General features: G+C 67.5%; 12 protein-coding genes and 2 tRNA genes. 7 read left to right on the forward strand and 7 right to left on the reverse strand.

Annotation, left to right across the window (positions count from 1 at the left end):
* Nucleotides 1-120: 120 nt before the first annotated feature.
* From ACWF0M_RS09360 to ACWF0M_RS09380, 5 genes are all read right to left on the reverse strand, one after another.
* Complete coding sequence (locus ACWF0M_RS09360; RefSeq protein ID WP_452235128.1) at nucleotides 121-324, reverse strand: hypothetical protein; 204 nt, start codon at nucleotides 322-324, stop codon at nucleotides 121-123.
* A gap of 47 nt (nucleotides 325-371) precedes the next feature.
* Complete coding sequence (locus tag ACWF0M_RS09365; RefSeq protein WP_452235129.1) at nucleotides 372-1,229, reverse strand: helix-turn-helix domain-containing protein; 858 nt, start codon at nucleotides 1,227-1,229, stop codon at nucleotides 372-374.
* Nucleotides 1,210-1,728: a DUF6879 family protein gene (locus tag ACWF0M_RS09370; RefSeq protein ID WP_452235130.1), complete on the reverse strand. Its 519-nt coding sequence runs from the start codon at nucleotides 1,726-1,728 to the stop codon at nucleotides 1,210-1,212. The genes ACWF0M_RS09365 and ACWF0M_RS09370 overlap by 20 nt, the downstream gene beginning before the upstream one ends.
* A gap of 5 nt (nucleotides 1,729-1,733) precedes the next feature.
* Complete coding sequence (locus ACWF0M_RS09375) at nucleotides 1,734-1,928, reverse strand: hypothetical protein (RefSeq protein WP_452235131.1); 195 nt, start codon at nucleotides 1,926-1,928, stop codon at nucleotides 1,734-1,736.
* Nucleotides 1,929-2,218: 290 nt separating this feature from the next.
* A tRNA-Arg gene (locus ACWF0M_RS09380) sits at nucleotides 2,219-2,291 on the reverse strand.
* A gap of 147 nt (nucleotides 2,292-2,438) precedes the next feature.
* Here ACWF0M_RS09380 and ACWF0M_RS09385 point away from each other — a divergent pair.
* The 4 genes from ACWF0M_RS09385 to ACWF0M_RS09400 all read left to right on the forward strand — a co-directional run bounded on the left by ACWF0M_RS09385 (nucleotide 2,439) and on the right by ACWF0M_RS09400 (nucleotide 7,234).
* Complete coding sequence (locus ACWF0M_RS09385) at nucleotides 2,439-2,993, forward strand: hypothetical protein (RefSeq protein ID WP_452235132.1); 555 nt, start codon at nucleotides 2,439-2,441, stop codon at nucleotides 2,991-2,993.
* Between the two features lie 190 nt (nucleotides 2,994-3,183).
* Nucleotides 3,184-3,777, forward strand: a complete 594-nt coding sequence (locus ACWF0M_RS09390; protein WP_452235133.1) for a hypothetical protein — start codon at nucleotides 3,184-3,186, stop codon at nucleotides 3,775-3,777.
* Complete coding sequence (locus tag ACWF0M_RS09395; protein ID WP_452235134.1) at nucleotides 3,777-5,021, forward strand: hypothetical protein; 1,245 nt, start codon at nucleotides 3,777-3,779, stop codon at nucleotides 5,019-5,021. The genes ACWF0M_RS09390 and ACWF0M_RS09395 overlap by 1 nt, the downstream gene beginning before the upstream one ends.
* Before the next feature lie 323 nt (nucleotides 5,022-5,344).
* Entirely contained in the window at nucleotides 5,345-7,234 is a 1,890-nt protein-coding gene (locus ACWF0M_RS09400) for a phosphoenolpyruvate carboxykinase (GTP) (protein WP_452235135.1), read from the forward strand.
* Between the two features lie 60 nt (nucleotides 7,235-7,294).
* Here ACWF0M_RS09400 and ACWF0M_RS09405 read toward each other — a convergent pair whose 3' ends face one another.
* Nucleotides 7,295-7,951: a phosphoribosyltransferase gene (locus tag ACWF0M_RS09405; protein ID WP_452235136.1), complete on the reverse strand. Its 657-nt coding sequence runs from the start codon at nucleotides 7,949-7,951 to the stop codon at nucleotides 7,295-7,297.
* Between the two features lie 306 nt (nucleotides 7,952-8,257).
* Nucleotides 8,258-8,347: transfer RNA gene (locus ACWF0M_RS09410), tRNA-Ser, on the reverse strand.
* Between the two features lie 265 nt (nucleotides 8,348-8,612).
* Here ACWF0M_RS09410 and ACWF0M_RS09415 point away from each other — a divergent pair.
* From ACWF0M_RS09415 to ACWF0M_RS09425, 3 genes are all read left to right on the forward strand, one after another.
* Nucleotides 8,613-10,205: an LCP family protein gene (locus ACWF0M_RS09415; protein WP_452235137.1), complete on the forward strand. Its 1,593-nt coding sequence runs from the start codon at nucleotides 8,613-8,615 to the stop codon at nucleotides 10,203-10,205.
* A gap of 70 nt (nucleotides 10,206-10,275) precedes the next feature.
* Nucleotides 10,276-11,247: a hypothetical protein gene (locus tag ACWF0M_RS09420; RefSeq protein WP_452235138.1), complete on the forward strand. Its 972-nt coding sequence runs from the start codon at nucleotides 10,276-10,278 to the stop codon at nucleotides 11,245-11,247.
* A gap of 34 nt (nucleotides 11,248-11,281) precedes the next feature.
* Entirely contained in the window at nucleotides 11,282-11,740 is a 459-nt protein-coding gene (locus ACWF0M_RS09425; RefSeq protein WP_452235139.1) for a hypothetical protein, read from the forward strand.
* The last annotated feature ends 4 nt before the right edge of the window (nucleotides 11,741-11,744 follow it).

Here is an 11,744-nt window from a genome sequence, read left to right on the forward strand (position 1 = left end):
GTGCAGCGACCCCGGCTGTGAGGAGGTCAGCCGGGGTCGCTTGGTGGTAGGCGGAACAGGCGCGGATGCAGGGGTCAGCACGCCGGCCCCGCCGATCAGGGGGCGGTGGTCCGCGTGGACCTACTCGTCAAGCCACTCGGCTCCGCTGGCGTCGCGGTGGTAGCCCTTGTGATAGCCCTTGATGCAGACCTTGCCAGTCATCGGGTTCTCGCCGTCGCAACGTTCGGCCGGTCGCATCGTGGGCCAACCAAGCCCGGTCGGCTTTGGTTCGCTCAGTTCTCCACCCCACTCCACGGCGAGGGGCTGAGGTGTTCCCGTTGTCATGCTTCAACGGTAGGAATGCGGCGGGCATCGTCGCTAGACAGTTGCTTCTAGTTGCTTCGGGCCAGCTCTCTCTGCACGCTGATGATCATTGCGCGTGCCTCCGGGCCGTAGACGGCAGATCGTCGCAGCATGTCGAACATCCTCTCGTAGAGCGCGATCTCCTGGGGCTGTGTGACCTCGATGCTTGCCGAGGGTGTCTCCAGGGCGACGAGCTTGTCATCGAAGATCCAGAAGCCCGTTGTGGCTACGGCCTCGCGTTCGATCATCGTCGGCACGATGCCGAGGGCAACGTTAGGCAGCGTCATCACGGTGAGCAGGCGGTCGAGCTGGCCGGCCATGGTGTCAGCGTTGCCGAACCACGTCCGGAGGGCGTTCTCCTCCAGAACGACCGCGAATCTCCGCTTGCTCTCGTAGATGATCGATTGGCGTTGCAGCCGTGCGGCGACGGCTTCGTCTATGTCGCTGTCGGTGTTGAGGAACTGCGCCCAGAACGACAGCATCGCCCGGACGTAGTCGGCGGTCTGGAACAGTCCGGGAATCACGCTGTGCTCGTAGATCCTGAACTGCTCGGCGCGCTCGTACGTCTGCTGGAAGGCGAGCATGAGCTGCTTCACGCCGGACCGTGCGCGTCGACGGAACTCGACGTACATGGACTCGATCGCCCGAGCCTGCGCGATCAGGTCAGGCGCCTGGTCCTCCGCGCCGCACACCTGACACCAGGTCCGAATGTCTTGATCGGTGGGCGCTTGGGTGCCGTGTTCGAGCTTGCTGATACGCGTGAAATGCCAACCGGTCGCGGCTGCTAGCTCGCGACCGGTCAGGCCAGCATCTTTGCGCAGGTTCCGAAGGCGGAGCCCGAGGGCTTCTTGTACCTTCCGCGCTGCGCTATTCGGGTTTGTACTCACCGAACGGAATCGCCAACGGCCACACCTGCTCGAATGCCCGCCGGCACATCTCGACAGTCGCCGGGTTTGTCGTGGTCGTTAGTGCGTTGTTCAGCCCTGCACCGGAGTAGTGCAGGAAGACCACCCGTTCGTCATCGAACACGTAGTAGTCGTTGCCGGGGAAGCAGAGCTCGGACACCTGCCTCCTCGGGATGAACCGCTCATCCTCGCCGGCCTCCACGATCGGTTTCGCGATGGTGAGAGTCCAGCGCTGATAGTCGCTGAGCGGTTCGGAGACGATCCGGGCACGCTTGATCGTCCGCCCCGCCGCCACGTGTCCGCGGACAGTGGTGCACCAATCCTGGAGCCATTCGAGGTCGTCCGGTTCACCAGCGGCCCACTTCGCCATGTATGGCAGCTCGACCTCAGTGCCGTACGCGTCGCGAGTCTCCAGATGGATCGAACTGCGCTTGAACGTCTTCAGCAGCTCTTGGAAATCGTCGTTGGTGATCTCTTCCACAAGTCCTACTTGAAGAACTGGATCATGCGGTCCGGGATCTCGACGGCGGTCTCACCGTCCGGGAGGTTGAGCGCGGCCAGCGCATCCGGGTCGTCAACGACCCAGCCCTGCACGACCCAGCTCCCCCGGTCGGTCTTGTAGAGGGTGGGCGAGTTGGTCGGGTGGGACTCCGGGTCGCCAGCTACCAAAGTGAGCTTCATGTTGTTTCCCCTGCTTCCGTCGTTGCGTTAGCTTGCCCTGTCGAGTCTGGGGTTACTCATTGTTGCCTGTCAGCGATGTTGCGTGAAGTTTCTCGAACTGGACGTGGCCGAGGAGTTGCAGCGGGAGGCCGTGGACGAGCTCGGCTTCCTGTTCGAGGACCCGGAGGAATGACGTTGGGGTCAATCGTGGGGGTCAAGAGGGCGGCGAGTACGACAGCCGCCCTCTTCGGCGTTCACTCCGGACACACAAAAGCCCAGGTCAGAGAGTGTCTGCCTGGGCCTTCATTGAGCGCGCTCGGAGGGATTCGAACCCCCAACCTTCTGATCCGTAGTCAGATGCTCTATCCGTTGAGCTACGAGCGCTGGACAACGTCGAGTAACGATACATGGAGGGGGCGGGTGGAGGCCAATCGGCTCCTGAGGCGGGTCTTCGGGGGGTGCGGCGGGGGTACGGCGGCAGTTCGGTGCGGCGCGTGTGGGGAGGCGGGGTGCGGGCTCTACGATCCGCGCATGGGTATTGAGGACTTGCTCGGTGGGCGGGATCTGGGGGATGTGAAGAAGGCGGTCGGGTTCGTGATGGAGAACTCGGACGACTTCCAGAAGGTGCTGAATCTGGTGCGCGGGTTGCCAGATGATGCGCTCGGACTCATCGGGAAGCTGCCGGAGCTACTGAAGGCGATCGGGTCGGGGCTGGCGGAGGCCGGTGAGCAGGCGGCGAAGGCGGCCGGGGCGCTGGTCGGCGAGGACGGCGAGGGTGGCGCGCGGAAGGCGCTGGCCGGGAGCGCCGGGACGATGAACACGGCCAAGGACAAGCTCCACGACGCGGCCGGGATGCTGGCGGGGCTCGCGGGTGAGCTCGACAAGATCCCCGGGATCGGCGACGCCGCGGCGAAGAAGCTGAACGACGGGAGCGGGCAGATCGGCGGTGTCGCGACCGAGGTCGAGGCGCTGGCCGGGAACCTGCAGGACCTGTCGGGCATCCTCGCGACGGTCGGCGAGGCGCTGAACGGCCTCGGCACGAAGCTCACCGAGTCCGGCGGCTCGGTGAAGACCCTTCTCGGCTGAGGCGGGCACTCCGGTACGCCGGTCCTCCGCCGCGCTGACCGGTACCGCCGGGCCAGGGGCCGTGACCACCTCTGCGGGGGCTGTGGACAGGTTATTGCTTGTTCACAGCCACCACTTCTTGTTCACAGACACCACGACTTGCGCGAGGTTGAGGCTGTGGGAGGACCTTCGCGTGGTTAGGGTCGCGGGCATGGGTAGTCGACTGGCGCGGAGTACCGCGATCGGGTGTGGGGTGGCCGCGCTGGTGGGCGGTGGGGTCGGGTTCGCAGTCGGGGAGCCGGTGACGCCGAAGGACATCCTGCCGGCGCGGGCGCTGCCGGCGGACCTGTGCGCGCGGATCGGGGACGTGGCGAACCTGTTGCCCAAGGCATCGTCCGGTCCGGTGACGATGACGCAGGGCGGGACGACCGCGATCAGCTGCGCGGCGGGCAGCTCGCGCGCGAAGGTCCGCGCGTACACGGCGGCGAGCGTGAACGTGACAATCACGGCGTACGGCGGGCTGGATGCCGGCGCGGGGAATGCTCCGTTCACGCCGGCCCAGGTCGCGGACCGGACGTTCAGCCGGTCGACGATGAAGAAGTACGACGCGGACCGCCCGTACCCGACGAAGGTCAGCCGGACCGCGAGCGGACTGGCCGGTGAATCGTGGAGTGTGCACACGCTGGTGCAGCGCGCGGACATCGTCGTACTGGTGGACTACACGGCCAACCCCGTCGACGCGGACACGGCGCAGAAGGCGGCGCTGGCGCTCGCGGACCGGGCGATCTGGGAAAGCAAACAGTGATGACGAACAGCACGCCGGAGATCCCGGGCTACCAGTTCGATCAGCGGATCCTGCTGCATCCGCTGGCGGAGTTGTGGCACGGCCGCACGTTCACCGGGGCGGACGTGATCGCGCTCGTCCTCAGTGAGGAAGGCGCCCAGAACCCGACTGTGGTCGAGCGCCTCACCAAGGCGAGCCGCGACGCCGCGCTCGAACCCGGCCCTCAGGAGACCCCGCTCTGGGCCGCCAACTTCAGTTCGGGCCGCCCGTACGCGATCACGCAGCTCGTCCACGGCGAGACCGGCGCCGAGCGCCTGGTCGACCCGCTCGACGGCGTACTCGGGAACGACGACGAGTCACTGCAGGCGGTCCGCAACCAGCTCGTCGGGTACGGCGCGACGCCGCCGATCCTCCCGCCCGGCGCCGTCCCCCAGCCTGAGCAAAATGGCCAGCAGCGCGGCAATATCCCGTCGTACGTCGACCGTCCCGAGCAGGCCGCGACGGCACCGGAACAAGTAGTAGAGCAGCCGCTGTCGAAGATCGACGTCGCGCGGCAGTACCGCCGCAAGATCGGCGCCTGGATCTACGCCGTCGTCGCGGTCGTCGTGCTGATCGTGTTCAGCATCGCCTACTCCATCGGCACCGCGATCGGCGGCAGCGTGAAGAAGGAACCGGCCGCGGCCGCCCCGCCGCCGGCCGTCAGCCCGGAGCCGATCGCGTCGAGTGTCCTGATTCCGCCGATCAACCGCGTGACGACTGCCCCGTACAAGCGGTCCGACGGATCGCCCGGCGTCTTCGGCGCGACCTACGCGGCCGGCGCCGACGTACAGGTCGTCGCGAACGCCGAGCTCCCGTTCGCGGTCGGCTGGCCGCGGCCGCCGCAGGTCGGTTTCCTCGGTGAGTCGTCGCAGCTGATCCTGCGGCGGATCGTGACCAGGAACGACTACGCTCCAGGCGGATTGAAGAACGCGATGCAGGCGCAGTTCGCGCTGCATCCGTGCGAGAGCCTGGCGAAGTGCCTGTCCGACCGGCTGGATTTCGACGAGCAGTGGACGAAGATCTACAAGACCACCGCGCCGGCAACCGCGAAGGACGCGCGGACCTGGCTGACGGTGTCGACGACGACGCCGTACACGATCACGATGACGCGCGCGTTCCAGAGCGGCGGGCAGTGGTGGCTGGTCGGCGCAATGGTCTACGGCCAAACCGCCGAGGCCGCGGACATCCAGCGACTGGTGAACGACATCTGGCGGCAGACCAGCTGACGCACCGAAAAATCTCTTGGAACGGCCCGCGCGAACAGCGCGGGCCGTTCTCATTTTCACAAGCTGAACCGGAAAGCGATTGTCGCCGAAACTTTGTGACCGGGTTCACGTTCTAGGGGTTCTCAGTATTTGCATCGATCCCTTACCGTAGTACCACTTGCACACTGGTATATGCCCACTGGACTCACTGGTCTGCGAGAGATCACACCGCCAGCCAGCTGAATCGAACCGCCGGAGACCCCGGCGGCCGGAGCCGTACCCCCTCAGCGTCGAGGGGCCGCGCGGTCATCCGGGACCGACAGCCGAGAGGGAATGAGCCGCCGATGACGACCACCGCCAGCCCGACCCATACCGAGACCGCCACCTCACCAGCGACAACGGACCCCCTCCCGGCCCAAGCGCCCGCAGAGTACGACCTGACCGACGCACCGACTCGCCACGCAGGCTTGCTGGCCTGGGTGGCCGAGGTCGCCGCGCTCACGCAGCCCGACCGGATCCACTGGGTCGACGGGTCGGACGCGGAGTACGCGAAGCTCACCGACGAACTGATCGCGGCCGGCACCATGGTCCGGCTGAACGACGAGAAGAAGCCGAACTCGTTCTGGGTCCGCACCGACCCGTCGGACGTCGCCCGGGTCGAGCAGCGCACGTTCATCTGTTCGGTCGACGAGAAGGACGCGGGCCCGACCAACAACTGGGTCGCCCCGGCCGAGATGAAGGCGACGCTGACCGGGCTGTACCGCGGCTCGATGCGCGGCCGGACGATGTACGTCGTCCCGTTCTGCATGGGCCCGTTGACGGCCGAGAAGCCGATGTTCGGCGTCGAGATCACGGACTCGGCGTACGTCGTCGCGTCGATGCGGATCATGTGCCGCAGCGGTGCCGACGTACTCGAGAAGATGGGCGAGACCGCGCCGTACGTCCCCTGCCTGCACTCGGTCGGCGCGCCGCTCGCGCCCGGGCAGCAGGACGTGCCGTGGCCGTGCAACGACGAGAAGTACATCGTCCAGTTCCCCGAGGAGCGGGCGATCTGGTCCTACGGCTCCGGGTACGGCGGCAACTCGCTGCTCGGCAAGAAGTGCTACTCGCTGCGGATCGCGTCGGCGATGGCCCGCGACGAGGGCTGGCTGGCCGAGCACATGCTGATCCTGAAGCTGATCTCGCCGGAGAAGAAGGTCCACTACATCGCGGCCGCGTTCCCGAGCGCCTGCGGCAAGACGAACCTGGCGATGCTCGACCCGACCCTCGAGGGCTGGGAGGTCGAGGCGCTCGGCGACGACATCGCCTGGATGCGGTTCGGCAAGGACGGCCGGCTGTACGCCGTGAACCCGGAGTTCGGCCTGTTCGGCGTGGCCCCCGGCACCGGCTGGAAGACCAACCCGAACGCGATGCGCACGATCGAGAAGGGCAACTCGGTCTTCACGAACGTCGCGCTGACCGACGACGGTGACGTCTGGTGGGAGGGCTACTCGCCGACCCCGCCGGACCACCTGACCGACTGGAAGGGCCGCGAGTGGACGCCGGACAACGGTGAGCTGTCGAGCCACCCGAACAGCCGGTTCTGCACGCCGATCGAGCAGTGCCCGATCCTCGCCGACGAGTACGACGACCCGAACGGCGTACCGATCTCCGCGATCATCTTCGGCGGCCGCCGCGCCACGACGGTCCCGCTGGTGACCGAGTCGCGTGACTGGGCGCACGGTGTGTTCATGGGCGCGACGCTGTCCTCGGAGACCACCGCCGCGGCGGTCGGCCAGGTGGGCGTCGTACGGCGGGACCCGATGGCGATGCTGCCGTTCCTCGGGTACGACGCGGGGCAGTACTTCGACCACTGGCTGACCGTCGGCAAGCAGCACGACGCGGCGCAGTTGCCGAAGATCTTCTACGTGAACTGGTTCCGCAAGGACGAGGCCGGCAAGTTCGTCTGGCCGGGCTTCGGTGAGAACAGCCGCGTGCTGAAGTGGGTCATCGAGCGGATGGAGGGTCAGGCCGACGCGGTCGAGACCCCGATCGGCCGGGTGCCGGCGGCGGATGCGCTGGACGTCAGCGGGCTGGACCTGACCGCGCACGACCTCGAGATCGCGCTCGATGTCGACGTCGAGGAATGGAAGGCCGAGATCCCGCTGATCGAGGAGTGGTTCGCCAAGCTCGGCGACACCGTCCCGGCCTCGTTGAAGGTCGAGCTCGACAACCTCAAGGCCCGTCTGGGCTGACAAGCACCGGCCGCCGAGTCGGAAGCCGGCGGCCGGGTCAATACGGTGCGGCGCCCCGGATCACCTCCCGGGGCGCCGCGCTGTGCTTTCCGCGAGCACGCGGCGTACCTCGTCGTCACTCACCGACGAGAAGTCCCGGTACGCCTGCCCGACCGCGGTGAAGTACTGCGGGATCCACGCGCACACCACCTGATCCGCGACCCGCGACAGTCGCCGGCAGCTCTCGATGCCACCGACGGGTACGGCGACGATGACCTGCGCCGGACGATGTCGGCGTACTGCTTCTACTGCGGCTCGCATCGTCGCGCCGGTCGCGAGGCCGTCGTCGACCAGGATCACCACGCGATCCCGTACGTCGATCGGCGGCCGATCGCCCCGGTACGCCAGCTCGCGGCGGCGCAGTTCCCGCACCTCCTGCCGGCGTACGGCCTCCAGCGTCTCCGCGTCGACCTCCGCCGCGATCGGCTCGTTGCGGACCACATGTAACTCGTCGCCGACGCCGGCGATCGCGCCCATCGCCAGCTCCGGCTGACCGGGCAGCCCGAGCTTGCGCACGATCAGTACGTCGAGCTCCGCGTCCAAGACGTCCGCGACCGGAGCCGCGACGGGTACGCCGCCGCGTGCCAGCCCGAGGACCAGTACGGAACCGCCGACCGATCCGAGCTCGTCGGCCAGCACGCGGCCCGCAGCCGCCCGATCCAGGTACGGCCTCCTCATAGCGCCCATGATCCACGTACGTTGACCGCATGCGAATCCCTGACAGCGCGCGGGCCGTGCTCGAATCTCATCTCCCCCGAACCCATGACCCCACGGACCATTGAACGAATCGCCGAGGCAACCAGCTGACCGACCAACCCGGCCGATCACGAGCGGACAAGCAGCAGCACGGAGCATCCACGCAGCGGATCAGTCGCGGGGGGTCCGGGGGGCGAAGCCCCGCCGGACGGGGCCCGGGGGTTGCACCCCCAGTGAAATGGCCGGAGCTCTTTGCCTGCGCTTTTTGCAGGCAAAGAGCTCCCAGAGCGGAGGCGGCGAGATTTGAACTCGCGAGAGGGGTTTACCCTCAACCCGCTTAGCAGGCGGGCGCCATCGACCGGACTAGGCGACGCCTCCTCCGACGGTCCACTCGAGGAGCGGACGCGACGACGACCAAGAGTATCTGCTCGACCGGCTCGTGAGCAAAGCGGGTCGCCGGGCACGCTGGGTCGCCGACCCGGCACGTTGCGGTGGTAGCCCGCGGCCCCTGTACGCTGACGAACATCGACGGGGGTCGCCAGCATCACGTCAACCAACTGGGTGCCGTGGGCGTCTGAAGTACCGTGGGCCGCCTCGCGCGGCCGACGGAAGGTCGTGACGTCGTCGATCAGGGAACGGAGCTATGTCGCGGAGTACTCGCGCAGCCGGTCGGAGGGCAGCGCCTCGTGCCAGCCGGTCCCGGGCCCGAACGCACCGTGCCCGGACGGCGTCGAAGGCGATCGGCCTGACGCTGCTCAGCGCCCTGGTCCCCGGTTCGGGGCTGCTGATCGGCGGCCGGAAGAAGCTCGGCGCGTTCATCCTGACGATCAGCATCGGCCTGGTGCTGATCGCCGCGTACGTCGGTCTCGCGCACCGCAACTCCGTGCTCGCCCTGCTCGTCTCCCCGCGTCAACTGCTGATTGCGACCGGTGCCGTCGTACTGCTCGGGGTCGGCTGGATCTGGACCGTGGTCGCGTCGCACAAGCTGCTCCGCCCGGTCAGCATGACCTATACGGGCCGGCTGGTGGGCTCGATGTTCGTCGGGTTGCTGTGCTTCGCGATCGCCGTACCGACGACTGTCGCGGCGCAGACCGTGATGGCGCAGCGTGACCTGATCGGCAGCGTGTTCCAGTCCGAGAGCAACTCCAAGAGCGCGACCCGGCCGAAGGTGACCAACGCGAGCGACCCGTGGGCTAAGACCCCGCGGCTGAACCTGCTGCTGCTCGGCGCGGACGACGGCGTCGGCCGGACCGGTACGCGTACCGACACGGTGATCGTGGCGAGTATCGACACCAAGACCGGTGACACCGCACTGATCTCGCTCAGCCGGAACTGGATGCGGATGCCGTTCCCGGCGGACTCGCCGCTGCACAAGGTGTACCCGGACGGCTTCTGGGACCCGAGCCTGGGCAATGTCGAGCAGCCGGAGTTCTACCTGGACGCGATGTACGACAACATCCCGAAGGCACACCCGGGGATCCTCGGCCAGACCGACAACGAGGGCGCGGACGCGGTCAAGCTGGCCGCGAGCGCCGCGCTCGGTCTGGACATTTCTTACTACATGCAGGTCAACCTGGCCGGGTTCAAGCAGATCATCGACGCGCTCGGCGGGATCACCGTGAACGTCAACTACCGGGTGCCGATCGGCGGCGACTACGGCGCCGGCCCCGGATCGAACACCGAGAAGAAGCCGAGCGGGTACATCGAGCCGGGTCCGAACCAGAAGCTCGACGGGTACCACGCGCTGTGGTTCGCGCGCGGCCGCTACGGGTTGAGCGACCCGTCCCGGCAGGAGCGGCAGCGGTGCACGATCCACGCGCTGGTCAGCAGCGCGAACCCGCAGGCACTGGTCACGTCGTACCAGCAGATCGCCAAGGCCGGGAAGGAACTCCTGCGCACCGACATCCCGCAGGACATCCTGGGGGCCTTCATCCAGCTCGCGCTGAAGGTGAAGAACGCCAAGGTCACCAACATCGACCTGGACAAGAACAAGAACTTCCCCACCGGGAAGAACCCGGACTACACGGCGATGCAGGAGATCATCCAGAAGGCGATCGCCCCGAAGACCAACCCGGTCGCGTCGACGCCGAAGCCGACCACGACCAAGTCGCCGACGTCCGGTACGACGAAGCGGCCGACCACTCCGCCGAAGACGACCGTCACCCCGGGCGCCGCGGAGAACCTGAACGACGCCTGCGCCTACAACCCGAGCCAGACCGGCACCGGCGGCAACTGATCCGGATTGGTGAACCCCTCCCAGGGAAGTATTGGACCAAAGTGAAGATTGGTCACACCTGGGGGTGACTGTGAGGCGTTCGTTGGCGGTTGTGGTCGGGATGACGGTCCTGGCCTGCGCAGGCTGCAGTGGCAACTCGAGCAGTTCGGACGCGCCCTCGGCAGGGGGTACGACGACCAGCACCAGCGCGCCACCGCCCTCGTCGGCGGCGCCCAAGCCGGCCCCGAAGCCGACACCTACGCCCGTCGCGCTCTCGGTGCCGATGTACCAGCGGGCGCTGACCAATGTCGAGAAGGTTCTCAAGCCGTACGTCGGGCGCGTGATGAACGCACCGACAGTCGCCGCGTTCGACGCCGCGCGCGCCCAGCTCGCGGGTGCCGTCGTACTCGAACGCAGCGAGCTCGTGAAGATCACGCCGCCGCGCGGCCTGGTGTCCGCGCATCCCCAGGTCCTCGACGCCTTCGACGCGTACGCCGGGAACGTGGCCACGGAGCTGACCAAAGCCGGGGAGACGAAGACCAGTTGCGGCCTGCCGAAAGCGCTCGACGTCCGGCTGTACGAGGCGAAGAGCGGCGTCCGGCTCGCGTTCGCCGAGCTCGCGCAGGGCGTGCAGAAGTCGATCGGCAAGGGTGTGAAGTTCGGCGCGCTGTCGGTGCCGGCGAAGCTTGCCCAGCCGGCCGTGTTCGGTGGCCGGGGTGAAAACGGCGACGTCTTCCAGCGGTCCGGCTCGCGCGGGTCCGGCTCGCTCCGGATCACCAACGCCGGCTCGGACATCGTGGTCGTGGTCACGCCGAGCAGCCCGCGCAAGCCGCAGGCGTCGATCTACATCCGGGCGAACAAGACGGCGACGCTGAACGGGATCCGCGGCGACTACTGGGTCTACTACAAGACCGGGACGAACTGGGACGAGACGAACCACCGGTTCACCGAGAACTGCTCGTACGCGAAACTCGACCGTTTCCTGGACGGGTCGTTCAACTGGACACTCACGCTGAAGTCGGTGGCCGGCAACACCACGGAGTCCGAGACGGAAGCCTTCTGATCCGGTAGCCCCGGGCGGATGAGATCCTGTGGCGATGCGTACGACGTACCGGATGCGAGCGGGACGGTTCCTCGGGATCCTGGCCGCGGGACTGATCATTCTCGGGGTGGCCGCGGTGCTCTGGGCACTGGGGCTGCCGGGCGTCGCCGTATCGGTGTTCGTCACGCTCGGCGGGATGATCACGCTGGCCGGCCTGTGGATCCTCGCCCGGCCGCCGAAGGTCGCGCGGCTCCGCGACGGCGACCTCGAGGTCCGCGGCCTCCGCACGCCGTGGACCGACATCACCGAGGTCGGCCGGGTGGAGACCACCCACGGCGAGGCGATCGTCCTCCGCACCAAGAACCCCGACCACCCGATCCTGCTGCCGGTCTCGTGGCTGGCGCCCGGGAAGGCCGAGAGCCTGGAGACCACGCTGCGGGACAAGCTGAACGCGGCCCACGGGTACACGATCTGGGACGGGACTGCACCTGAAGGCACCGACAGCGCAGAATGATCCG

It is taken from the genome of Kribbella sp. NPDC055110, assembly GCF_053607525.1.